19 protein-coding genes are annotated in these 23,559 nt (G+C 76.4%); 9 read left to right on the top strand and 10 right to left on the bottom strand.

Going from position 1 to position 23,559, the window contains the following annotated elements; all coding sequences use genetic code 11:
- Nucleotides 1–24 precede the first annotated feature (24 nt).
- The 4 genes from IE98_RS0122970 to IE98_RS0122955 form a co-directional block, all read right to left on the bottom strand.
- Nucleotides 25–801, bottom strand: a complete 777-nt coding sequence (locus tag IE98_RS0122970) for a metallophosphoesterase (RefSeq protein WP_030271811.1) — start codon at nucleotides 799–801, stop codon at nucleotides 25–27.
- Between the two features lie 327 nt (nucleotides 802–1,128).
- Complete coding sequence (locus IE98_RS0122965) at nucleotides 1,129–5,703, bottom strand: hypothetical protein (protein ID WP_030271809.1); 4,575 nt, start codon at nucleotides 5,701–5,703, stop codon at nucleotides 1,129–1,131.
- A gap of 104 nt (nucleotides 5,704–5,807) precedes the next feature.
- Nucleotides 5,808–6,680 (bottom strand): membrane protein, encoded by an 873-nt coding sequence (locus IE98_RS0122960; RefSeq protein ID WP_030271807.1) that lies wholly within the window; start codon nucleotides 6,678–6,680, stop codon nucleotides 5,808–5,810.
- A gap of 316 nt (nucleotides 6,681–6,996) precedes the next feature.
- The gene (locus IE98_RS0122955) at nucleotides 6,997–8,529 is read right to left on the bottom strand and encodes a hypothetical protein (RefSeq protein ID WP_030271805.1); all 1,533 of its coding nucleotides are present in this window, start codon (nucleotides 8,527–8,529) and stop codon (nucleotides 6,997–6,999) included.
- A 149-nt stretch (nucleotides 8,530–8,678) separates the two neighbouring features.
- On the opposite strand from IE98_RS0122955, the gene IE98_RS0122950 reads away from it, so the two are divergent.
- The 6 genes from IE98_RS0122950 to IE98_RS0122925 all read left to right on the top strand — a co-directional run bounded on the left by IE98_RS0122950 (nucleotide 8,679) and on the right by IE98_RS0122925 (nucleotide 12,790).
- Nucleotides 8,679–9,239, top strand: a complete 561-nt coding sequence (locus IE98_RS0122950; protein ID WP_030271803.1) for a hypothetical protein — start codon at nucleotides 8,679–8,681, stop codon at nucleotides 9,237–9,239.
- Complete coding sequence (locus IE98_RS0122945) at nucleotides 9,236–9,994, top strand: ferritin-like domain-containing protein (RefSeq protein WP_159401028.1); 759 nt, start codon at nucleotides 9,236–9,238, stop codon at nucleotides 9,992–9,994. The genes IE98_RS0122950 and IE98_RS0122945 overlap by 4 nt, the downstream gene beginning before the upstream one ends.
- Nucleotides 9,991–10,320, top strand: coding sequence for a hypothetical protein (locus tag IE98_RS0122940; protein ID WP_030271800.1), 330 nt, complete (start codon nucleotides 9,991–9,993; stop codon nucleotides 10,318–10,320). The genes IE98_RS0122945 and IE98_RS0122940 overlap by 4 nt, the downstream gene beginning before the upstream one ends.
- Before the next feature lie 211 nt (nucleotides 10,321–10,531).
- Nucleotides 10,532–11,296 (top strand): LamB/YcsF family protein, encoded by a 765-nt coding sequence (locus IE98_RS0122935; protein WP_030271798.1) that lies wholly within the window; start codon nucleotides 10,532–10,534, stop codon nucleotides 11,294–11,296.
- Entirely contained in the window at nucleotides 11,296–11,952 is a 657-nt protein-coding gene (pxpB, locus tag IE98_RS0122930) for a 5-oxoprolinase subunit PxpB (RefSeq protein WP_052390841.1), read from the top strand. The genes IE98_RS0122935 and pxpB overlap by 1 nt, the downstream gene beginning before the upstream one ends.
- The gene (locus IE98_RS0122925; protein WP_030271795.1) at nucleotides 11,945–12,790 is read left to right on the top strand and encodes a biotin-dependent carboxyltransferase family protein; all 846 of its coding nucleotides are present in this window, start codon (nucleotides 11,945–11,947) and stop codon (nucleotides 12,788–12,790) included. Before pxpB ends, IE98_RS0122925 begins: the two co-directional genes overlap by 8 nt.
- 21 nt (nucleotides 12,791–12,811) lie before the next feature.
- Here the strand turns inward: IE98_RS0122925 and IE98_RS0122920 are convergent, their stop codons facing one another.
- Nucleotides 12,812–13,576: an SDR family NAD(P)-dependent oxidoreductase gene (locus IE98_RS0122920; RefSeq protein ID WP_030271793.1), complete on the bottom strand. Its 765-nt coding sequence runs from the start codon at nucleotides 13,574–13,576 to the stop codon at nucleotides 12,812–12,814.
- A 354-nt stretch (nucleotides 13,577–13,930) separates the two neighbouring features.
- On the opposite strand from IE98_RS0122920, the gene IE98_RS0122915 reads away from it, so the two are divergent.
- Nucleotides 13,931–14,773 carry an undecaprenyl-diphosphate phosphatase gene (locus IE98_RS0122915; protein ID WP_030271790.1) on the top strand — a complete coding sequence of 281 codons (843 nt, stop codon included), beginning with the start codon at nucleotides 13,931–13,933 and terminating at the stop codon, nucleotides 14,771–14,773.
- 94 nt (nucleotides 14,774–14,867) lie between these two features.
- On the opposite strand, the gene IE98_RS0122910 is transcribed toward IE98_RS0122915, so the two are convergent.
- On the bottom strand, nucleotides 14,868–15,596 hold the full coding sequence (locus IE98_RS0122910) for a DUF1775 domain-containing protein (RefSeq protein ID WP_030271788.1): 729 nt from the start codon (nucleotides 15,594–15,596) through the stop codon (nucleotides 14,868–14,870).
- A 109-nt stretch (nucleotides 15,597–15,705) separates the two neighbouring features.
- Nucleotides 15,706–17,157: a hypothetical protein gene (locus IE98_RS0122905; RefSeq protein WP_030271786.1), complete on the bottom strand. Its 1,452-nt coding sequence runs from the start codon at nucleotides 17,155–17,157 to the stop codon at nucleotides 15,706–15,708.
- A 350-nt stretch (nucleotides 17,158–17,507) separates the two neighbouring features.
- Here IE98_RS0122905 and IE98_RS0122900 point away from each other — a divergent pair, with 350 nt between their 5' ends.
- Nucleotides 17,508–17,843 (top strand): PAS domain-containing protein, encoded by a 336-nt coding sequence (locus IE98_RS0122900; RefSeq protein WP_159401027.1) that lies wholly within the window; start codon nucleotides 17,508–17,510, stop codon nucleotides 17,841–17,843.
- 130 nt (nucleotides 17,844–17,973) lie between these two features.
- Here the strand turns inward: IE98_RS0122900 and IE98_RS0122895 are convergent, their stop codons facing one another.
- On the bottom strand, nucleotides 17,974–19,446 hold the full coding sequence (locus tag IE98_RS0122895; RefSeq protein WP_030271782.1) for a hypothetical protein: 1,473 nt from the start codon (nucleotides 19,444–19,446) through the stop codon (nucleotides 17,974–17,976).
- Between the two features lie 456 nt (nucleotides 19,447–19,902).
- Here IE98_RS0122895 and IE98_RS0122890 point away from each other — a divergent pair, with 456 nt between their 5' ends.
- Complete coding sequence (locus IE98_RS0122890; RefSeq protein ID WP_106976670.1) at nucleotides 19,903–21,069, top strand: aminoglycoside phosphotransferase family protein; 1,167 nt, start codon at nucleotides 19,903–19,905, stop codon at nucleotides 21,067–21,069.
- 48 nt (nucleotides 21,070–21,117) lie between these two features.
- Here IE98_RS0122890 and IE98_RS0122885 read toward each other — a convergent pair whose 3' ends face one another.
- Complete coding sequence (locus IE98_RS0122885) at nucleotides 21,118–22,299, bottom strand: acyl-CoA dehydrogenase family protein (RefSeq protein ID WP_030271778.1); 1,182 nt, start codon at nucleotides 22,297–22,299, stop codon at nucleotides 21,118–21,120.
- A 287-nt stretch (nucleotides 22,300–22,586) separates the two neighbouring features.
- On the bottom strand, nucleotides 22,587–23,081 hold the full coding sequence (locus tag IE98_RS0122880; RefSeq protein WP_030271776.1) for a hypothetical protein: 495 nt from the start codon (nucleotides 23,079–23,081) through the stop codon (nucleotides 22,587–22,589).
- Nucleotides 23,082–23,559: the final 478 nt, after the last annotated feature.

Below are 23,559 nucleotides of genomic sequence, written 5' to 3'. Positions count from 1 at the left end.
GTGGCCGGTGGGGGCGGCCCGGTGTCAGGAGAGAACGATGCGGTGGTGCGTGGTCAGCCTGCGCTGCGCGTCCAGGATGTGGAAGGAAACCATCGGCGGGTGGTCGAATGCCAGCTCCTCGCCGCTCTCGAAGGGCAGCAGGGCGGTGGAGACCACGCCGGGCGCGACCGCCAGCGGCAGGCCGGCGAAGCGAGTGGCCGCCGGGGTGTGCGCGTGGCCGCAGAGGACGGCGGCGACCTGCGGGTGGCAGCGCAGCACCGCGGCGAGGCGCTCCTCGTCGAGGAGCCGGATCGGGTCGACGACCGGCACGTGCAGCTCCACCGGCGGGTGGTGGAAGGCGACCACGGCGGGGACGTCCCGGCGGGCGTGGCTGAGGGTGGTGTCCAGCCAGCCGAGGGTCTCCTCGTCGAACCGGCCCTCGTTCCGGCCGGGGACGCTGGAGTCGCACATCAGCACGGTGAGGCCGGGCAGTTCGTGCAGCCGGTTCACCGGCGCCGCGGACGGCTCCTCGCCGAGCAGCGCCGTCCGGTAGGTCGCGCGGTCGTCGTGGTTGCCCGGGCAGGTCAGCACCGGCCACCGGTCGGAGGCGAGCACCCGGGCGGCCGTGCGGTACTCCTCGGCGCTGCCGTGGTCGGCGATGTCGCCGGTGACCAGCACGGCGTCGATCGGGCCGGGCAGCGCCTCCAGGTGGGCCATCACCCGGGCGGCCCGGGCCTCGGCGCGGGCACCGCCGTCCGGCCCGTCGGGACCGGGCCGGTCCTGGCCGAGGTGGATGTCGCTGAGGTGGGCGATCACCGGCATGCGGCGCCTCCGGGCGTGGGTGCGAGGACGTCGGGCCCGCGGGCGGGCAGGTCGGGGCGGTGCGGCGGCCGCCGGGACGGGCGCCCGCGGACGGCGCGGACCGGGCGGGACGGCACAGCGGGTCCCGGCGCCCGTGATCCGGGACGGGCGACGCCTCCGTCTGCGCCGGCCGGTGCGGTGCCACCTGACGGACCTCCCCTGATCCCGCCGGACGGAAACCCGCGCCCGCACCCGGCCGGCACGGGCCCGCAGCACCGTCGCCGGCCCGACGCGGGGTCGGGCCGGCGGCCGTGGTCGCGCCCAGAAGGGGCCGACCGGAGACCGGGGTCAGCCGGCCGGGACCTCGGCGGGGCGCTTGAACATCCGGGTCGCGGTGATCTCGCCGTGGACGGTCGGGCCGTCCGGGTCCTGCGGGGCGGGCAGGCCGGGGCGCAGGTGCTCCTCGACCGAGATGTACTTCAGGCCGGCCCGCAGGTCGGCGTCGTTGCGCAGCCGGATGACCAGCGGGAACTCGGCGAGCGCGGTGGTGTCGAACAGGCCGGTGGTGTAGATCAGCTGGACGCCGAGCGCGTCGGCGACGGCCCGCTGCAGCTCCAGCAGGTAGGTGGCGTTGGCCCGGCCGATCGGGTTGTCGAGGAACAGCGTGCCGGCGTGCCGCAGCTGCGACTGGCCGCGGTCGTTGGCGCGCAGCGCGGCCATCGTGCAGTAGAGCGCGATGGCGGCGGTGAGCAGCTGGCCGCCGGAGAAGACGTCCGACATCTGGCCGACGCCGACGCGTTCGGCGCGCAGCACCGCGTCCGGCTTGAGGATCTCGACGCTGACGCCCTTCGGGCCGATCGCCGCGGCGACTCCGCGCAGCAGCAGCGACATGCCGTCGCGGCGCAGGTCGGAGTTCTTCTTCACGGCCGCGCGGGTGGCCTCGTCGATGACCTCGCCGAGGCGCTCGACCAGGACGGCGTGGTCCGGGTCCTCGAAGCGGATCCGGAGGAACTCCTGGCCGGACCACTCCCCCAGGCCCTCCGGGAGGCGGGAGAGCCGCTGGGCGGCGCGCAGCGTGGTGAGCGAGGACTCGACCATGCCGCGCAGCCGGTCGACGATCGAGCCGCGGTTGCGGTCCAGCTGGGCGAGCTCGTCCGTCAGCACGCGCAGCCGGGGAGCGAAGGCCGCGGCCCAGGCCGCGGCGTGCTCGGGCAGTGCGGCGGTGGGCAGTTCGCGGATCTGCTGGCGCGCCGGGGTGCGGACGGCCTCGTAACGGGCCGCGTTGGCGTGCCGGATCAGCGCGTCGGAGGCGTCGCGGACGGAGAGTTCGGCGCCGCTCAGCTCGGCGGCCGCCGTCCGCAGGGTGCGGCGGCTGTCGGTCGCGGCGGTGCGGGCCTCGGCGAGGTTGCCGAGGTACGGCTCGGTCTGCGGCTCGGCCTCGTCCGGGGTGTCGCGCAGGCCGTCGCGGAGCTGCGCCGCGGCCTCGTCGAAGTTCGCCGCGGCGGTCTGCGCGGCCTCGAAGGTGCGCAGCAGGTCGGCGTGTTCGGTGCGGGCCGTCTCCAGCCGCTCGCGGCGCTCGGCGAGCCGGGTGGTGGCGGTGCGCAGCAGCGTCTGGGCGTGCTCCGGGTCGGCGGGGACGAGGTCCTCGGGGAGTTCGGTGTGGGCCTCGCCGTCGGCCGGGGCGGAGCGCTCGGCGTCGCCGCGGAGCCGGCCGAGCTGTTCGCTGGCGGTGGCGGAGCGGGCCTCGATGGTGGCGACCAGTTCCTCCGCGCGGGCGGCGGCGGCCTGCCGGGCGGGGCCGTCGGCGCCGTCCGGGCTGGCGAGGAGCTCCTCGGCGCGGGTGCGGACCTTGTTGGTGAGCCGGTCGAGCTCGGCCGCGGCGGCGGCCTCGTCGCCCTCGGCGCGGGCCTGCTCGGCGCGCAGGTCGGCGCCGACGCCGACCTTCTCGTACACCTGGGAGGCCGCGCGGTAGGCCTCGCGGAGGGCGGGCAGCGAGGCGGGGGTACCGGTCGGCTCGGGGGCGTCCTCGGCGAGGGCGGAGAGTTCGACTCGCTCGGCGCGCAGGGTGCGGGCGGTGCGGCGGGCGTCGTCGGCGGCCCGCTGGGCGGCGCGGCGGTCCTCGTCGCAGGTGCGGGCGCGTTCGGCGCAGACGGCCTGGCGGCGGTCGCACTCGGCGGCGTCCTCGGCGAGTTCGCGCTGCCGGCGCGTCCAGGTGGCGCGCTCGCGGAGCCGGAAGGCCAGGCCGGCCAGGGCGTCGGCGCGGCGGCGGGCCTGCTGGGCGGCCTCGCGGCGTTCCTCGTGCGCGCCGGCCGCGGCGGCGTGGTCGCTCTCCGCCTCGGCGTGCTCGGCACGGGCGGCGGCGAGCACCGCGGCGGCGGTCTCGGCCTGCTCGCCGGCAGCGCTCACGGCGTCGGCGAGCTCGCCGAGGGTGCCGGGCGGGCACTGGGCGTGCCAGGAGGCCAGCCGGGCGGCGAGCGCCCGGTCGTGGCCGAGCCGGGCGGCGAGTTCGCGGATGTGCTCCTCGCGGGCGGTGGCGCGGCCGCGCAGCTCGCGGCGCTCGTCGTCGGCGGCCCGCTCGTCGTGCATGGCCGGGTTCGGCGGGACCAGGAAGAACGGCGGCTCGTCCTGGATCGGGGCGATCAGCGCGGCGGAGGTGCCGACGGCGACGGTGGAGCGCGGCAGCAGGGCGGCCGCCTGCAGCGCCTCGCGGGCGCGGTCGAGCGAGGACGGGTCGGTGACCACCACGCCGTCGACCAGCTCGGGCCGGGCGGCGAGTATCGCGTCGTGGTCGGCCGGGTCGACGGACTGCGCGAGGTAGCGCCAGCCGGGCAGCGCCGGGATGCCGTGCTCGCCGAGGTACTCGACGGTGGCGAGCACGTCGGGGCCGGGCGGCAGCAGGCCGCCGTCGCCGAGCGCGGCGAGGATCCGGGAGTCGTCGGCGGCCGCGGTGCGCAGGTCGAACAGCGTGCGCTCGGCGGTGGCGACGGCCCGGTCGAGCTGCTCGCGCAGGTCCTCCGCGCTGCGGTCCAGGACGGCGGGGGTGAGGAAGCCCTCGTCCTCCGCGGCGCCCTCCTGGTAGGGCGTCAGGGCGAGCAGTTCGGCGAGCCGGGGCTCGGCGGCGAGCAGCGCGGCGGTGCGCCGCTCGGCGGCGAGGGCGCGTTCGGCGGCGGCGCGGGCGTCCGTGGCGCGGGCGGCGGCGAGTTCGGCGCGGGCCTCGGCGGCGGCGGACTCGCGGAGCCGGGCGGCGGCCTGCTCGGCGGCGCCCCGGACCTGCTCCAGTGCGGCGGTCGCGGCCTTCTCGGCGTCGGAGGCGTGCAGGGCGGCGCGGGCCGGGTCACCCAGAGGATTGGACGCGGTTTCGGAGGCGTCGATCCAGCCGGCCTCCACGGCGGCGGCGGTCTCCTGCTCGACCTCGGCGAGGCGCTGGCGCAGGTGCTCGGCCTCGCTGCGGGCCTTCTGCGCGGCGGTGGCGGCGGCGGTCGCCTCGGACTGGGCGGTGGAGCCGTCCTCCTGGAGTTCGCCGGCGCGCAGCTCCTCCTGGTCGGCGCGGGCCTCGGCGGCGAGCGCGGCGGTCTCCAGGGCGCGGGCGAGGGCGCCGGCGGCCTGGGCGCGGGCGGCGAGGGCCGGGGCGGCATCCAGCTCGGCCTCGCGGATCGCGGCGGACACCCGGGCCGCCCGGTCGGCGGCGGCGCGGTGCCGCAGCACGGCCTCGGCGGCCTGCCAGGCGGAGTGCAGGGTGCGGGCCTCGGTCAGCTCGCGGCGCAGGGCGGCGGCCTCGCCGGTGGCGGCGGCCAGGGCCAGGGTGGCGTGCCGGTGGGTGAGTTCGGCGGTGATCAGGGAGTGCCGGGTGCGGTCGGACTCGGCGGCGGTGACGGCGCTCGCGGCGGCGGCGACCTCCACGGCGAGGTCCTGGGCGCGGTCCCGTTCGGCGCCGGCCCGGGCGCCGAGCGCGCCGGCCAGGCGGCGGGTGCGGCGCTCGGCGGAGCGGTGCGTCTCGCGGACGGTCTCCCGGGCGGCCGTGGCGTCGACGATCCGCTGCAGCAGGTCCAGCGAGCCGGCGGTGAAGTCGCGTTCGGCGGTGAGTTCGGCGCGGCGGCCGAGCTTGGCGGCGAAGCCGTGGACGAGGTCGGCGAGGCCGTCGGTGTCCCGGGTGTCCGTGACGGCGCGCAGCAGCAGGTCGGTGAAGTCGGCGTCGTGCTTCACCGCGAACAGGCCGGCCGCCTCGCCCTCGTCGGCGTTCATCTCCCGCTGGTAGCGGAAGAGTTCGGGGTCGAGGCCGAGGTCGCCGAGGTGCTCGTTCCAGCGGTCGTGGATCTCCTCGAAGGTGAGGTCGAGGTACGGGTAGGCCTTGCCGGCCTCCGTCATGGCGTCCCGGAAGCCCTTCATGGTGCGGCGGCGGCCGCGGGCCTTCTGGTCACCGGCCAGGCTCACCCGCTCGGCGACCGGCAGGGAGTCCAGGGTCAGCCCGGGGCCGGGCCGGAAGGAGTACCAGAGCTCGGCGAACTTCCGCGGGTCGGAGGAGACCTGGCGGCCGCGCCACTCGCTGACCTTGCCGACGACGATCAGCTCGCCGGTCACCGTGTGCTGCCACTCCAGGGCGACGTGGCCGCAGTCGTCCGCGAGCAGGAACTTGCGCAGCACGCCGGAGCTGGCGCCGCCCAGGGTGTTGCGGTGGCCGGGCAGCATCACCGAGAAGATCAGCTTCAGCAGGACGGACTTGCCGCCGCCGTTCTCCAGGAAGAGCACGCCGGCCGGGGCCGGGCGGCGGCGCGGCCCGTCCGGCTCGGCGCCGAACAGGCCGATCTGCTGCGGAACGGGCTCCGCCACCGGCTCGCCGACCCCGCGCAGGTCGAGGACCGTGTCGGCGTACCGGGCACCGGCCGGTCCGATCGAGTACAGGCGGACCCGGTTGAGCTCGTACATGGTGCTGCGGTTCTCCAGAGTGGGTGCCGGTCGGCGGGGACCGGCGCGGAGTGTCGGGGACGGGGTGTCGTCGGTGGGGTGTCGGGGTGGGCTCGGGCGGCGGGTCAGAGGGAGTGGAACGGCAGGCCGGCGTCGGCGACGAGTTCGTCGGAGTCGTCGGCGGGCATGAGCGTCGCCGTGCCGTCCGTCACCGGGACGACGCCGAGGTCGGTGAGCTCCGCCATCGCGGCCGAACCGGCCAGGTCGCGGACCTGCAACTGATAACGCGCCGTGGTGCGGAAGGTGCCGCCGGCGTCGTCCGAGGTCTTCTGCAGGAACCCGGAGTCGACCAGGAACAGCACCGCCTTGGAGACGATGCCGGTGGTGGAACCCGCCAGGCGGCGGGCGTCCTTCGTCGCACCGGTGGACGAGCGGCGGGCCCACACCCGCCAGGCCGCCTCCAGGCCGGGGGCGTCGCTGGCCGGGTCGGTGACCTCGCCCTGCGCCTCGGCCCGCTCCTCCAGCCGGCGGCACGCCTGCCGGACGAAGGCGTCCACGCCGTTGACCGTGACCCGGCCCAGGTAGCCGTCGTCGGCGAGGTCCTCGGGACGGGGGAAGGCCAGCGCCGCCACCGCGAGGTGCGCGAGGCCGTGCAGGAAGCGGTCGGCGGACTCGGAGGCCGCCCGGCGGGAGTAGTCGCCCATCCGCACCGCGAAGACCGAGTCCTCGGCGGCGGCCACGGCCATGCCGGCACGCGGCGACACCTCCAGGACCACCAGGCCCATGCCGGTGGCGACGGCGTCGGCGAGCCGCGCGAACGGAGGGTCCTCGCGGAAGCGGCGGACCAGCTCGGCGTACTCGGCGTCCCGCGCGGGGAGCAGCTTGGCCTGCAGCCCGAACGAGACCAGCCGGGCGGCATCGGCGACGTCGGCGGGGGTGACGGGCGCCGCCACCGGCTCGGCCTCGGGGGCCCACGCCGCATCGTGGTTGATCGTCACGGACGGGACTCCTTGCGGGAACGGGACACGAGCTGTCGAGGGGCAGGCGCCAGGGGCGCGGGAAACTGCGCAACCCGGGAGTGGCGCAGTCCGGGGGCAGGGGCAGCCGATGGTGGGGCGGGTGCGGGATGGGGGCCTTCCGCTTCGCGCGGTTCTCCCCCGGCCTGGCGGCCGGGAGGCGCCCCCACACGCCCCTGGAGGCGGGCCGTGCCCGTACGGTCGGCCACGGCCGAGTTGCGCGGTTCTCCCCCGGCCTGGCGGCCGGGAGGTGCCCCCACACGCCCCCGGGGGTGTCCCGCTCGTGTCAGCCGTGGCATCAGCCGGCCTCCTTGCGGTCGGCGGCCATGCCGGCGGCGTCGAGGAGGGCGCTGCCGACGATGAGGTCGGCGCCGCCGAATTCGGGGTCGTCGAGGTGGGTGCCGTCGTCGACGGCGAAGAGCAGGCGCTCCTCGCCCTGGCGGTAGGCGGTGCCGACCGGCGGGCTGGCGGCGTGGACGGCGAGCAGGGCGACCAGGTACGGCAGGTCCGGGTCCTGGCGGCGGGCGTCGGCGAGCAGTCCGGAGAGCCGGCGGGGTGCGTCCGCGGGCAGGTCGAGCAGGTCGAGCGCGGCTTCGAGCTGGGCCTCGCTGAAGCGGCTGTCGTCCGGGGTGGCGACCAGGTCCGGCTCCGGCAGCTCCGCGCCGAGGTGCTCGCGTTCGACGGGCGGGGTGAGCAGCAGGTCGACGAGGTCGGCGACCCGGACGGAGACGGGTGTCCGCAGTCCGGCGCCGCGCGCGAAGAAGGCGTCGGTGGGCCGGACGGCCTGCTCGACGGGCAGCTCCAGCAGCGGGGCGAGCAGGTGGCCGTACAGGTCGATGCCGCTGCGGGCGCTGGGGGCGGCGAAGGCCTGGCGGTCCTGTTCGGCGCGGAAGAGCGGGCCGGCCTCCAGCAGGCGGGTCTGCAGCTGGGTGTGCCGGCGGATGCAGTCCTTGACGATGTCGACGAGTTCGGCGGCGCGCCGCTTGTGCTCGGGGTCGATGCTCTCGTCGCGGGCCTTGCGGATGTTGGTGAGGATCGCGTTCTCGTGCCGGTACCGGTCGGCGATGTGGTCCAGGGCCTCGTCGATGAGGTCGGGGACGGTCTCCATCCAGTCGACGGCGCGGACGTTGCGGCGGGTGGCCTCCAGGGCGCGGCGCAGCGTCTCGGCGTACTGGACGGTGCGGTAGCGGGCCTGTTCGGCGGCGAGCTGGGCGTCGGCGAGGCGGCCGCGGCGGATCAGCACCTCCAGTTTGACCTCGGCGGCGATCTGGGCGGAGGTGACGTCGGTGTCGAGGGCGCCGACGAGGACGTTGACGGCCTCGTCGGTGGTGCGCAGGTAGACGCCGCCGTCGGGCCCGGGCACCTCTTCGACGAGCTTGAAGTCGTAGTCGCGGCGGACGTAGGCGCCGTCCGGGGCGAAGGTGCCGTAGACCGCGCGGAAGCCGCGGTCGACGCTGCCGACGTTGATCAGCGACTCCAGCACCCAGCGGCCGACCCGCTCGTGCTCGGCGGTGCTGCGGGTCGGGTTCTGCGCGGCGATCCGGGGGTGGAGGCGGCCGAGCACTATGTCGCGGTCGGCGCCGGTGTCGAAGTCCATGTTGAGCGTGACGAGGTCGATCACCGCGAGGCCGACCTCGGCCATGGTGTACGAGCTGTACTCGCCGGCCAGGTTGACCTTGCGTGCGTCGAGGTCGTGCAGCGGTGCGGTGCAGGCCAGCGCCTTGAGCCGGCGGGCGAGGCCCTCGTCGGCGGCCGGGCCGGGTGCGGGCCGGGCGGCTGCGGCGGGCGGCCGGAGCTCGTACTCGGCGGACTGGTCTGCGATGGCGGTCACGGTGGACAAGGTTAGAGGTTCGCACCGACAACATCCGAAACGAGCCTGCTTGCCCCGGTTCCGACGGCCCCGGGCGCCGCCCGCCGCCATGTTGAACATGTTCAGTTTCCTACTTGAACGTGTTCAATTCCCGGGTCTAGAGTCGGGCCATGACCAAGGACACCGACCCGGCGGTGGACCGGGACGCCGCGCTGCGGCGTATCCGCACCTGGCTGTGGATCTTCATCGTCTGCCTCGTCCTGAGCGGCCTGACCGCCTTCCCGCTGGAGTCCGAGGCCCGCTGGCTGGCCTCCGCGGTCGACGGCAGCGGCCTCGGCGGGCACTGGCCGGCCCTCGCCGAGCGGGCGGGCCTAGTCCGCGACGGCATCGCCGACACCAACGCGCGCTACCCCTTCCTCGCCTACGGCACCGACTGGCTCGCCTTCGCGCACCTGGTGATCGCGGCCGCGTTCTGGGGGCCGCTGCGCGACCCGGTGCGCAACGTCTGGGTGATCCGGTGGGCGCTGCTGGCCTGCGCCGGGATCCTGCCCCTGGCGCTGATCTGCGGCCCGCTGCGCGGCATCCCGCTGTACTGGCGATTCGTCGACATGTCGTTCGGAGTGGTGGGTGCCGTTCCGCTGCTGATCGTGCTGCGGGAGATCCGCCGCCTGGAGTGGTCCCGGGCCGTCACCGCGCCCAACGGCTTCACCGCCCCGGCGGCCGTCCGATGACCGCCGCCCCCACCGGCACCGGCACCGGCGCCGGCTCCCCGACCGGTCTCGACCGCCTGGACTTCGCCTGCTGGGTGGCGCACTTCACCGCCGAGGCGGCCTGGCGCGCCGGGCTGGGCGACCCGGACTGGTCCCGGGGCGCCCGGGCCTCCGCGGCCCTGCTGCGCAGCCTGCAGAAGTTCCAGGTCGGCGAGGACGGCGACGGGACCCGGCTGATCGCCAAGGCCGAGGCCGCGGGCGACCCCGACTACGCCGCCGCCGTCCGGCTGTTCGTCGCCGAGGAGCAGAACCACGCCCGGCTGCTGGCCGCACTCCTGGCGGCCGCCGGGACCCCGCTGCTCGGCTCGCACTGGAGCGACGCCCTCTTCGTCCGCTTCCGGCGGATGCTCGGCCTGCGGCTGGAGCTCATGGTGCTGCTGGTGGCCGAGGTGGTCGCCGTGCCGTACTACCGGGCCGTCCGGGACGGGGCCGCGGACGGGCTGGTCGCCGAGGTGGCCGGCCGGATCGCCGCGGACGAGCTGCGGCACATCCCGTTCCACTGCCTGCGGCTGCGGGAGTCGATCGGCCTGCTGCCCACCCCGCTGCACTCCCCCGCCATCGCCTTCTGGCGGCTGCTCGCCACCGCCGCGGCCGGGTTCGTCGCGCTGGACCACGGCCCGGCCCTGCGGGCGCTGGGCGTCGGCCGGCTGCACTTCGTCCTGCGGTCCGCCGCGGTGGCGGCCGAGGCGGCCCGGGCCCTGGGGCCGGCCCGGTGACGGTGCAGCCGGGCGGTCCGCCGCCCCGGGCACTCGGCGTGCTGGCCGCCGGCCTGGCGGTCCAGGTCGCGCTGTACATCGCCTGGTCGGCGGTGCCCTGGGTGGGAGCGTTCGCGCAGTCGCCGGTCGGTGTCCTGATGTGGTGGCTGTCGGTCTGGCTCGGCCCCGTGGCGAACGCGGTGCTGTCCCGGCGGTGGATCCGCGAGGGCGGCGGGCTCGGCCCCCTCGGGGTGGGGCTGTGGACCGTGCGGGCCTGCGCCACGGGCACCGCGGCGTGGGTCGTCGCCGTCGTGCCCCTGTTCGTCCTCGCGATCGTCCTGCTGTGACCGCGCGGCGCCGGCGGCCGGCGTCGTGCGCCCCAACTCCCCGGCGCCGCGGGCCCGTCCGGCGCTGTGGAGCACCGCCGGACGCGAACGGGTGACGACCGTTCGGCAAATCCCTGCACCCGGGTGACGGGCCCGTCACCGGGGCAAACGATCAGGCCCTACGATCACCACCAGGAGCTGCTGGAAGGCGGACGGACGCGTGGCGGACGCGGTGATCGATCTCAATGCGGACCTCGGCGAGGGGTTCGGGCGCTGGACCCTGACCGACGACGAGGCCCTGCTGTCCGTGGTGACGAGCGCCAACGTGGCGTGCGGCTTCCACGCCGGGGACCCGTCGACGATGCGCCGGGTCTGCGCGCTGGCCGCGGAGCGCGGCGTCCGGATCGGCGCCCAGGTCTCGTACCGGGACCTCGCCGGTTTCGGCCGGCGGGCGATGGACGTGCCGCCGGACGAGCTCGCCGACGAAATCGCCTACCAGATCGGCGCCTTGCAGGTCTTCGCGCGGGCGGCCGGCTCCCGGGTGTCGTACGTGAAGCCGCACGGGGCGCTGTACAACCGGGTGGTGGCCGACGACGAGCAGGCCGAGGCGGTGGTGTCCGGGGTGCTGCGGGCGGGTGCGGTCTGTGACGGCCCTCTGCCGGTGCTGGGCCTGCCGGGCTCCAAACTGCTGGCCGTGGCCGAGGGGGTGGGCCTGCCGGTGGTCGCCGAGGCCTTCGCCGACCGGGCCTACACGACGGCGGGGACGCTGGTGCCCCGGCGGGAGGCGGGCGCCGTGGTGCACGACCCGGAGGCGGTGATCACCCGCGCCGTGGGGCTGGCCCGGGACGGCTCGGTGGTGGCCGCCGACGGCGGGACGGTGTCCGTCAGCGCCCGTTCGCTCTGCGTCCACGGGGACACCCCGGGCGCCGCGCAGCTGGCCTGGCGGGTGCGCGGGGCGCTCGCCTCGGCCGGGGTGCGGGTGGAGGCGTTCACCTGATGGCCGGTCAGCGATCCGAGGAGCACGCACCACCGGCCCGGCCGGTGGTGCGCCCGGTCGGCGAGGACGCCCTGCTGGTCACCGCGGGCGGCGCCGCACAGGTCGCCGCCCTGTACGCCGAACTGCTGGCCCGTCGCGAGGAGTTGCCCGACATCGCCGAGATCGTGCCGGCCGCCCGCACCGTGCTGCTGGACGGGGTCGCCGACCGCGCCGCGCTCGCCCGGACACTGGCCGGCTGGGAACTGCCCGACCGGCCGCCCGCCGACGGGCCGTCGGTGACCGTGCCGACGGTGTACGACGGCGCGGACCTGGCCGAGGTCGCCGCCCTCTGGGACGTCTCCCCGGAGGCCGCGGTGCGGATCCACACCGGCGCCGAGTACCGGGTGGCGTTCTGCGGCTTCGCCCCCGGCTTCGGCTACCTCACCGGGCTGTCCGAGCGGTACCGCGTGCCGCGCCGGGCGACCCCGCGCAGCGCCGTCCCGGCCGGGTCGGTGGCCCTCGCCGGCCCGTACACCGGCGTCTACCCGCGGTCCTCCCCCGGCGGCTGGCAGCTGATCGGGCGCACCGCGCTGCGGCTGTGGGACACCGCGCGCGAGCCGGCCGCGCTGCTGGCACCGGGGACCCGGGTCCGCTTCGAGGCGGTGGCCGGTGGCTGAGCTGCTGGTGGTGCGGCCGGGCCCGCTGACGACCGTGCAGGACCTCGGGCGGCGGGGCGTCGCCCACCTCGGCGTGCCCCGGGCGGGCGCCCTGGACGAGCCGGCGCTGCGGGCCGCGAACCGGCTGCTGGGCAATCCGGTGGACGCGGCCGGGCTGGAGACCACCCTCGGCGGGACGGCCCTGCGGCCGTCGGAGCCGGTGCTGGTGGCGGTGACCGGCGCGCCCGCGCCCGTCCGGGTGGACGGGCGGCCGGCCGCCTGGGGTGCGGCGGTCAGGGTGCCCGCCGGCGCGCTGCTGGAGGTGGGCGCGGCGACCGCGGGGGTACGCAGCTACCTGGCGGTGGCCGGCGGCATCGCGGTGCCGCCGGTGCTGGGCAGCCGGTCGGCCGACCTGCTCTCGGGGCTCGGCCCGGCGCCGCTGGCCGAGGGCGACCGGCTGCCGGTGGGGGCGTTCCACCCGGGGCCGGCCGCAGAGCTGGTGCCGCTGCCCGGCCCGCCGCGGGAACTGGTGCTGGGCCTGCTGCCGGGGCCGCACGCCGACTGGTTCGCCGGACCGCCGCCGGGCGCCGGGTACCGGGTGGCGGGGGCCTCCAACCGCATCGCGCTGCGCACCGAGGGGCCGCCGGTGGCCCGTCTGCGCGGCGGCGAACTCCCCAGCGAGGGCATGCTGCTGGGCGCGGTGCAGGTGCCGCCGGACGGTCTCCCGGTGGTCTTCCTCGCGGACCACCCCACCACCGGCGGGTACCCCGTGATCGGTGTCGTGCCGCGGGCCGACCTGGCCGCGGCGGCGCAGGCCCGGCCGGGTACGCCGGTGCGCTTCGCGCCCCGCCGCGGCTGATCCGCGCGGACGGCGGGAGGGTCACCGGGCGAGGTAGCCGCCGTCCACCGGCAGCACCGCGCCGGTGACGAAGGAGGCCTCGTCGGAGGCGAGGAAGAGGATCGCCCGGGCGACCTCCTCGGGCTCGCCGAGGCGGCCCATCGGGTGCTGCTGGACGATCGCCTCCAGGTACTCCGGCCCGCCGGGCTCGTCCGGGAGCTGCCGGACCCGGTCGGTGCGGATGGTGCCCGGGGCCACCGCGTTGACCCGGACGCCCTGCGGGGCGCACTCCACGGCGAGGTGCTTGGTCAGCCCGGTGGCGACGAACTTCGCCGGGCCGTACACGGCCTGGCCGGCCTGGCCGGCGAGGCCGGAGATCGAGGAGAGGCAGACGATCGAGCCGCCGCCCGCGGCGGCCATCCGCTCGATCGCGTACTTGCAGGTGAGGAACATGCCGCGGCCGTCCACGGCCATGACGGCGTCCCAGTCCTCGGGCGTGGCCTCGGCGACGGTGTGCAGCGGGATCACCCCGGCGTTGGCGACGAGCACGTCGATCCGGCCGTAGGAGCTCACCGCCGCCTCGATCATCGCCCGGGCGTCCGCCGGCACCGAGACGTCGCCGGCCACCGGCACCGCTTCGGCGCCGTCGGCGGAGAGTTCGGTGCAGAGCGCCTCGACCGCGGGACCGTCGATGTCGGTCAGTACCAGCCGCGCGCCCTCGTCGGCGAAGAGTTCCGCGGTGGCGCGTCCGATCCCGCGGGCCGCGCCCGTGACCACCGCCGCCCTGCCAGCCAGCCGTCCGCCCATGCCGTCCGCTCCCGTCCGTGTGGTGACCCGGGGCCAGCATGCCGCAGCCCGCCGGCCGCACCGAGTCTGACATGCCGTCACGCCGGTGGGCGGGCGGGCGGACGGGCGGGCGCAGGCGGGGTTGCGGGGCGGCACCGGATCTTGACCCTGCGGAAAGCTGCCGGTCATCTTGAATGCCTATTCTCCAGCTGCGCCGGAGGGGGCCGGGCGCCGCAGCAGGCGGCGCCGCGGAACGGCAGGACCCGGCAGCCGCACCCGACCGCGTCGCGCCATCGGCGGACCGCGCACACCACGAACGAACAGGACAGCCCCCATGCACACCCACCGACGGACGCCCCAGGCGGGTGCCCGGTGATCGACTGGTTCCACGCGGCCGTGCTCGGCCTCGTCCAGGGGCTCACCGAGTTCCTGCCCGTCTCCTCCAGCGCGCACCTGCGCGTGTTCTCGGCGCTGGCGGGCTGGGACGACCCGGGGGCGGCGTTCACGGCGGTGACCCAGCTGGGCACCGAGTCGGCCGTGCTGATCTACTTCCGCCGGGACATCGCCGCGATCGTCGGCGCCTGGGCGGCCTCGCTGTTCAGCCCCGCGCGGCGCAGCGACCCGAACGCCCGGCTGGGCTGGTTCGTCATCGTCGGCACGCTGCCGATCGGCGTCTTCGGCGCGGCCTTCCAGGACACCATCGAGACCTCGCTGCGCGACCTGCGGGTCATCGGCACCACACTGATCGTGTTCGGCCTGATCCTGGCGGTCGCGGACCGCTCGCGGGCGGTCCGCAACGCCCGCCCGATCAGCGATCTGACGCTCCCCCACGCGGTGGCGTACGGCCTGGCGCAGTCGCTGGCCCTGATCCCGGGGGTGTCCCGCTCGGGCGGCACGATCAGCGCGGGCCTGCTGATGGGGTACAGCCGGGAGGCGGCGGCCCGCTACTCGTTCCTGCTGGCGATCCCGGCCGTGCTGGCCTCCGGCACGCTGGAGCTGTTCAAGATCGGCGAGGGCCCGGCGCCGGCCTGGGGGCCGACCCTGCTGGCCACCGCGATCGCCTTCGCGGTCGGCTACGCCGCCATCGCCTGGTTCCTGAGGTACATCTCGCACAACAGCTTCATGCCGTTCGTGGTGTACCGGGTGGCACTCGGCGTGGTGATCATCGGACTGGTCACCACGGGGGTGCTGGCCCCGGACGCCGGCACCGGCGGGTAGCCCCGCCCGGCAGACGCACGGGGCCCGGTCCGCTCGCCGGACCGGGCCCCGTGTCGTGCGCGGGTCGTACGGGTCGTCCGCGGGACCTGCGCGGTCAGTCGCGCGGGGCGGCCCGGCGGCGCCACACCACGACACCGATGATGGCCGCGGCCAGCAGGGCGACGACGACCACGGTGGCCGTGCCGCTGCCGGAGCCCTTGTCGGAGGCGGCCGGGGCGGTGGCCTCGGGGCTCGCCGAGGAGGGTGCGGCACTGGGCGTGTCCGAGGGGGCGGCGGACGCGGTGGTCGGCGCGGCCGAAGGGGTCGCGGACGGCGAGGCGGGCAGCGGCTTGGCCCCGGGCGAGGCGGCGGCGAGCTTCAGGACGGGTGCGGGCTTCGCGGGCTCGGCGCCGCCCTGCGGCAGCTCGATCCAGCGGTCGACGTGGCCGTCGGAGTAGGTGACCAGGGTCTTGAAGGCGACCGACTTCTCGTTCGGCAGCTGGCGCACCTTGATCGTGTACGCGGCGTTCTTGCCGGGGGCGAGCGCGGCGCCGGCCACCTGGTAGCCGTCCTCGGACGGGGTGAAGGTCCAGCCCTTGGGCGCCTCGACCAGTGCGACGTCGGACGGCGCGATCCCGGCCGGCAGCACCACCTTGACCTGCTTGATGCCCGCGCTCGACGACTCGCCCTCGGCGTCGAAGGCGACCACCGCGTCGGTCGCCAGCGCCTGCGCCGTCGCGGACTCGACCTCGACGTGGGCGAGGGCAGGCGCCGCCAGGGCGAGCACACCTGCTGCGGCGGCCAGCGGAACGGCGGCGCGGGCAAGGAGGCGGGATCGGTTCATCGCGGCGGTGCTCCCCGGGGTGGACGGCCGGCCTGCGGCCGGCTCGGCGTCCTGCCCATGATGCCGCAACGGGACGGGCCTCCCGTTCCCGATCGCCGATTCCGATGATCTAGTGGCGCTCGCGCGAAGTGAGCCGTACCCTCACGGCGGCGTGCACCTCGGCCTCTTCCGCCGGGTCGGCGGCGAGCCGGCGCAGCCGCTCCAGCACCCGCACATCACCCGTTGTGGTGACGTGGCGGGCGGCGAGTTCACGGGTCGACTCCTCGCAGTCCCAGAGGCATTCGACCGCGGGGCCCTCGGCGAAGTGCGGGTCGGTCGCGGCCAGCGCCCGGGCGGCCCGGCCGCGGAGCTCGGAGGAGACCGTCTCGCCGTACACGTGGCGCAGGGCGGGGACGGCAGCGGCGGCGGCCAGCCGCCCCGCGCCGTCGACCAGGGTCGCCAGACCCGCGCCGTCGGTGCCGCGCACGGAGATCCAGCGGCGCAGCGCGTCCACCACGAGCGGACCGTCGGCGGGCTCGCCGGCGTCGGCCAGGAGCTGCACGGCGGCCTCGCCGAGCGCGCTGTCGGCGCCGCCGGTCGCCGGGTCGGCCCAGCGCCGGGCGTGCGCCAGTGCCTCCGGTCCGCGCATCCGGCCGAGCACCTCCAGGGCGGCGGTGACGATCCGCTCGTCGACGTCGGCGGCGGCGGCCTCGATCAGGCCGGCCGCGGCCGGATCGTTCCGGTCGACGAGGTGGCGCAGGGCGGCGCCGCGTGCGCCGGGCGCGCCGTTCCGGGCGGCGTCCAGCACGGCCGGACGGTCCTCGGGGCGGACGACGGCGGCGAGGCAGCGGGCGGCCGCGGCGGCGCGGCGGGCGGCGGCGACAGGGTCCCGGCCCGGTCCGGCGGGGTCGGCCGGCTCCTGCTGGTCGGCCCAGGCGAGCACGTCGGCGGTGCTCCAGCCCGGGGTGACGCCGCCGCGGTTCATCTGGCGCTGCCACAGGTCGAAGGGGGACTGCTCGCTCGCCGCGGCGATCCGCGGGTGGTGCGCGGCCCACAGCCGCCAGGGCCGCGGCTCGTACGCGCCGCGGACGGCGGCGCGCAGCTCCGCGTCGCCCTCCGGGCCGGCGGGGAAGCGGCCGAGGACGGCGGGGGCGAGCGAGAGCAGGGAGCGGTCGTCGTCGCGCAGCGCGAGTTCGTCGAGCGCCCAGGCCCAGTTCCAGCCGGTGGCGGTGTAACCGCGCAGCAGGTCGAGGGCGTCGCGGCGGCCGTAGGCGGCGAGGTGGCCGAGCACGGACAGGGCGAGACCGGTACGGGCCTCGTCCTGGTCGAGGACGTCCTCGGGGGAGCGCAGGTGGGCCTCGATGCCGGCGAGCGGCGCCTCCAGCTCCATGTAGAGGCGTGCGTAGTAGAGCGAGCGGTTCTCGACCTGCCAGTCGGCACGGGGGTCGTGGGTGACGCAGGACTCGAGGGCGGCGATCGCCTCGGTGCGGTCGGCGGCCAGGGCATGCAGTTGTCCGTCGCCGCGGCCCCTCTGCAGGAGGCCGACGAGACTGGCACTGGGCGCTATCACTGGCTCGAACATGAGGTCAGCATCCGTTGCGGCGGTCGTCGAGGCAACGGCTTTTCCGTCGCCGGGGGTGGATCGGTCCTGGACAGGCGCCCGGGCGCCGGAATCACCGAAGGCTACCGCTTGGGGCCGTTATCTGCACACAGGGCAACGGATCGGCGGCGGAAAGCCGCCCCTGCCCGCCCTGCCCCGCAGCCGCTCCGGCATATGCCTCCGGAAAGTCCACGGACGATGTCCGCAAATCCCCCACATCGGACGGAACGCTGTGGCAGGCTCGGGGAACGGCCCCGCGCGGGCCGCACCCTCACCCTCCTCCGAACACGCAGCGAGCCCCGATGAGCCTGACCGCCGGCCACGCACCAGCCGTGAGCCGTCCGGGAGACGTCGCCGCCGCCGAGTGGGACCTGCTCACCGACGACGTGCACTGGTCGGACGGCGCCTACCGCCTGCTCGGCCGCGACCGCGGGCTGGGCCCGCTCACCCTGGACGCGCTCCCCGCCCTCCTGCACGCCGAGGACCGGCCGCAGCTCTGCCGCCTGGTCACCCGGATCCTGGTGCACGGGCAGACCGGGGCGGCGACCGTCCGAATACGCCGCCCCGACGGCCGCACCACCACGGTGCGCTGCAGCGGCACGCCCCTGCTCGGCCGGGACGGCCGGGCCACCGCGCTGCGCATGCTGATCCGCCCCGTCCGCACCTGACTCCCCGGAGGGCACGGCACCGTTGTCAGGGGGCCGTTGTCAGAGCGCCGTTGTCAGGGCACCCGGGAGACCGGTCCAGGGGGCGCGACCACCGCGGGCCGCCGAACACGACTCCTGGACCTGCCGGCGGCTAGACCTGCCGGCGGCGCTGCGGCATCACCGCGTCGATCTCCTCGCGCAGCTCCGCGACCTCCGGTACGCCTTGGTAGCGGCCCGCCAGCCGGTACATCTCGCGCAGCCGGTCCCAGGTCCGCAGCGAGGACGTCTGGTTGATCGCGTTCATCGCCAGCTTGGCCTGCAGGCAGGCCTCGTCCGGCTCGCCGGAGATCCAGTAGACCGAGGCCAGCGTGATCTGGTCGAGCAGCGCCGAGCGCTCCCGGCCGGCCGGCCGCAGGTCGATCGCGCGGCGGGCGTGCTGCTCGGCGAGCCGCACCGCGCCGGGGTCGTGCTCGGCCAGGGTGCGGTAGACCAGCGCCTGCATGCCGTGCAGCTCGGCCTCGTTGAAGAGCTGCATCCAGCTCGGCGGCGCCTCGTCGGTGTCCTGCACGAAGAGGTCCTCGGCCTCGCCCAGCACCCGCCTGGTCGCCTCGGAGCGGCCGAGCGAGGCCTGCGCCCAGGCCTCGACGGTGTGCAGCATGGCGCGCGTCCGCGGCTGGGCGCGGTCGCCGGCGCTGGCCTGGGCGAGCTGCATGAGCTCCAGGGCGTCGTCGGCGCGGCCGAGGTGGAGCATCTGGCGGGCGGCGCGGGAGATCGCCTCGCCGGCCCGGGGCCGGTCGTCGGCCTCCTTGGCGGCCTGCGCGGCGATCACGAAGTACTTCTGCGCGGTGGGCTCCAGGCCGACGTCGTGGGACATCCACCCGGCCAGGACGGCCAGGTTGGCCGCGACCGTCCACAACCGGCGCTCCACGGCCGGGGTGTGGCGGTGCGTCAGGATGCCGCCGACCTCGTTGAGCTGGCCGACCACGGCCTTGCGCTGGAGGCCGCCGCCGCGGGAGGCGTCCCAGGCCCGGAAGACCTCCACGGACCGTTCCAGGGCGGTGACTTCGTCGTTGCCGACCGGGCCGGCGTCGTACACGTCCACGACGGGTTGCGGGCCGCCCTGGGTCAGCACGTGGCGCGGGCCGGGCCGTTCGGCCGCGTGGGCGACGCCGTCGCCGGTGAGCCAGTCGTGCAGGTTGTCGGCGATGACGGTGCCGGCGGCGAGCGCCGCGCCCGCGCCGACCAGACCGCGTCGGTTCAGCATGAGGTCCATTCCCGTGAACTCGGTGAGGACCGCCGCTGTCCGATCCGGCTGCCAGGGCACGACCGCCGCCGTCTCCGTGGGGGTGCCCGCCCTGGTGGGCCGGTGTCGCTCCAGACCGAGGTCCTCTGTGGTGACGACACGGCCGAGCCGCTCCGTGAACACGGCGGCGAGCACCCGCGGCACCGGATCGCGGGGGATCTCCCCCTGCTCGATCCAGCGCCGCACCCGCGAGGTGTCGGTGGACAGCTGCTGCTGACCCATCGCCGCACCGCGCCGGTTGACCAGCCTGGCGAGCTCGCCCTTGGACCATCCGGTCAGGGCGAACAGGTCGGCGAGTCTGGCGTTCGGCCCCTTGCTCACGTGAAGCCCCCAGGTTCCTCGGCTGATTTCGACAGTAGTGGCTCTGTCACATGCCACGCGACCATTCGCCAGGGTTCGCCAGGGCACGCCACATGGTGTGCCAGTGCCGACGCGGTGTCAGGTAGGAAGGCGCCACCCCGACTTCGGAGCCGGGAGGCGGCCGGGACGTCCACGGTTCCGGCCCGACGGGTCGTCAGAGGCCCGTCCGAACGGCTCCGGGCGGACGCCTCCGGGACTCCCCGGAGGGGGTGGCGCGGCCGGGTGGCGCGGGGGCGTCGGGCACGGCGCGGCAGGCGGACACCGCATTCCCCAGGGTGCGGAGGAGGCCCGCCGGCACCGCGCCCGACGCCCGCACTCCACCCGGGCCGCCGGTCGCGCCAGGGGCAGTTCACGGGCCCCGGCCCGACCTGGCGAAGACGGCACCGCAGTCGGCCAGGAAGGGACCCTCACCAGCCCATGTACTCCACAGCCAGCACCGGCACCCGCCCGGCACCCGCCCCCGAACCGGGAATCGCGCGCCACCTCCCGGCGCAGGCCCGCCCCGCGCTGCGGCCGCCGACCGCGGCCGGCGGCCGACCCGCCCCGCGGGGCACCGAGCTGCGCGACCCCCGCACCGCCCTGGCCAGGACCGCGATCGCCGGTCGGCCGGAGGCCCCGCTGCGGTCGGTCCCCGGCCGACTGCTGACCACCCGCACGGGTGAGGGCTTCGTCGACCGGGTCGACCCCGCGGCGCTGCAGACGCCCGCCGTGAAGGCCGCCCTGGCCGCCGTCTCGCGGATATGTCCCGCCTTCCTCCCCCGGCAGGTGCTGCGGGAGGGCAGCCGGCACATCCTCGTCGCCGGCACCATCGGGCGGGCCCCGGTGGTCGCCAAGTGCCTGGCGCCGCAGGCCGCCCGGGACGAGCAGCTGGTCGAGCGGTTCCACCACGAGGTGGCGGTCTACCGGGCGTTCGTCCGGCACCGCCCGCCGGTGCGGCTGCCCCGGCTGGTGGCGGCCGACCACGACCGCTGCGTGCTGGTGCTGGAGCGGGTGCCGGGCCGGCCCGCGGCCCGCGAGCGGCACCCGGTGAACCCGCCCACCCCGGGCGAGGTCCGCGCGGTGCTCGGCGCGGTGCGCACGCTGAACCTCTGGCGTCCGCCGACCGACGTCTTCGGCAAGCCGCTGGACTACGCGATGGAGATCGCGCGCTTCCACTCGGTGGGCCAGCTCACCGACCGGGACGCGGGCGACCTGCGCCAGCTGCTGCACGGCCTGGCGAACACCCCCCGGCAGCTGTGCCACGGCGACGCGCTGCTCGGCAACATCCTGCTGGCGCCCTCCGGACCGGTGCTGCTCGACTGGGAGGAGGCCGGCTGGTACCTGCCGGGCTACGACCTGGCGGTGCTCTGGAGCGTGCTCTCCGGGGACACCGCGGCCCGCCGGCAGATCAGCCAGCTCGCGCAGTCCGGCGGGACGCTGGCCCGGGACGCCTTCCTGGTGAACCTCGTCCTGGTGCTGATGCGGGAGATCCGGCTGCACGACGTCCCGGGCGCGGGCGAGGAGCAGCGCATCATGATCCGCCGGCTGTACGACGACGCGGCGCTGGCCCGCCGCGCGGTGCGGGCGGCGGTCGGCACCCGCTGAGGAGGTCGCGGTCCGCGTCGGACCGGGTCGGGCCGGAGCCGCTCCGGACTACCCGGAGCGGCGCGGACCTCCGCGTTCCAGGGCGGCCGCGGCGAGCGCGTCCAGCACGGCGTCGTCCGGCGGGAAGTGCGTCCGGCTGCTGAGGACGTCCCGCAGGTAGCGCTCCAGCGGGTGGCGCCGGCTGAGCCCGGGGCTGCCGCTGAGGGCGACGGCCTGTTGGACGGCGGCGTTGGCGGCGCGTCCGGCGAGCAGGTGGGCGGCGGCGCTGCGGGCGGCGGCACCGGGGTCGCCGCGGTCCACGGCGGCGGCGACGGCGGTGAGCACCTCCTCGGCGCCGATCAGGGCGGCCTCGATCTCGCCGAGCGCGGAGCGGTGGCGCGGCAGGGTGGCGAGCGGTTCGGTGAGGTTGGCCGGGGTGCGCAGGCGCAGGAAGCGGACCAGCCAGTCCCGGGCGGCGTGGGCGGTGCCGAGGTGGACGGCGGCGAGGGCGAGGTCGTGCCAGGCCCGGGCGGTGTCGTCGGCGGCCCGCTGCTCCGGGGTCTCCCGGCCGGGCGCGGTCAGCCGGACGGCCAGTTCGGGCGCGACCCGCACCCGGTCGAGGACGACGTCGTGGCCGGCGCTGGCGCGCAGGCCGAGCTGGTCCCAGACCGGGTCGATCTCCAGGCCGGGGCTGTCGCCGCGGACGAGGAACAGGCCCGTCCGGGGGACGGCCTCGTCGGTGCGGGCCGGGACGGCCATCCAGGCGAGCGCCTCGGCGCCGCTGCAGTCGTGCTTCCGGCCCGTCAGCTCCCAGGCCTCGCCGTCCCAGTGGGCCACCGTGGCGGGTGCGCCGGGATCGCTGCGGAGCGCGCCGAGCAGGGCCGGTCCGCGGCGCGACTCGGTGAGCACCCTGCGGTACGCGGCGGCGGGCCACAGCCCGGCGCGGTCCTGTTCGGCGTGGAGCAGCAGGGTGTGGGCGGCGAGCACGGCGACGGAGGCGTCGCCGCGGCCGAGTGCGGCGAGCACGCGGACGGTGTCGGCGAGTCCGGCGCCGGCCCCGCCGTGCCGGCGGGCCACGGTGAGGGTGAGCAGGCCGGCCTCGTGGACGGCCTCGACGCCCTGGTACGGGAAGGTCCCGTCCCGGTCGTGCTCCTCCGCCCGGGCGGCGAGCAGGTCGGCGACGCGGGGCAGTCGGGCGAGGGCCTCGGTGACGGCGGCGCGCTCGTCGGGCGGGGCGGTGGCAGGTGTCATGGCGGGTGCCTCCGGGCTGGCGGCGGGACGCGGGCTGCGGGGCGGCAGGTGCGGGCCGGCGGCGGGGCGCTGCGGCGCGCGGCCGGCGGCGCGGGCGGCCTGGCGGCGGCCCGGTGCCGCGGGGACGTGGGGGCCTCGGGCCCCGGTCATCTGCCCGGACAGGTCCCGCCCGCGTCGCGTCGCAGGTCCAGGTGCCTGCGGCGGGTGAGCAGCGGAGGACGGCACGACATGCCGGTGACTGTACGAAGCGTTGATCGTCACCGTCAAGCGCGTCCGTACCGGTCGGTTCAGCCCTGCTGGAACATCTCCGCGGGCAGCGGCTTGAGCAGCTGGTAGAGGTCGTCCGCGATCGGGCGGTCCCAGGAGGCGATGGTGACCAGCACGCCGTCGCTGCGGCCGAACTGGGAGCAGAACACCCGCTCCTCGGAGACCTTGACCTTCTTCACGATCAGCAGGTCGTCGCCCAGCATCACCGGGAAGTCCTCGGCGGAGACGTAGTCCACCGGCTCGTCGTTCTCGAGGGCGGCGAGCAGCTGGCGGACCTCGAAGGGCACGCCGTCCTCGGGCTCCCGGGCGGGCGAGCCCTCCGGCAGGTTGCCGATGAACATGGCCGGGCCGCGGCCGCCGAAGAGGTCGTAGCGCAGGAAGATGCCCTGGCACGAGCCGTCCTGGGCGTTCATCGTCATGGCCCCGAAGTGCCCCGGCCAGTCGCCCGGGTCCATCGCGAGCACGTCGAAGTCCGGACCTGCGGGCGAGCCGGAGCGACGGCGGAGGAATGACATGACACCATCGTACGGGTCGGGGGCCGCGGGGCCCGCGCACGGGTGCCCCGGCGCACGCGGGCGCACGGCGGTGACCGGCCGGGCATCGACGCTCAGAGACCAATGTTGACTCTGAGCAACCGTCCGGGCTACGTTCGGTTCAGCACGACAGCCGCTGTGGGTTCGTCCCACCGGGGGGCGGCTTGTTCAAGCGTGCCATGTCACGCTTCCCTCGCTCAGCACGTCCTCGTGCGAACAGACCTGATCCACCGTCGCCGCTCCGCCGCCCGCCAGGGTGCCGGGCCGGAGGGCGGAGCAGTACGAACGACAATTCCACAAGCCAGGTTCGCGGGGCCCCGGCCCGTCGCACTCGCGGACCTGTCCGGGGCACCGCCGCGTGGGGGCGTGCGGATGACCCGGACCTTCGGTACCGCAGCCGAGTAGCTCTCGGCCCGGTGCCATCCTCCCTGCGACGACCGGCCCTTCGCGGGCCCGGGTG

The sequence above is a fragment of the Streptomyces sp. NRRL B-24484 genome, assembly GCF_000717715.1.
Lineage (GTDB): Bacteria > Actinomycetota > Actinomycetes > Streptomycetales > Streptomycetaceae > Kitasatospora.
The sequence above is the reverse complement of the archived record's forward strand: the minus strand, read 5'-3'. Positions and strand labels throughout refer to the sequence as shown.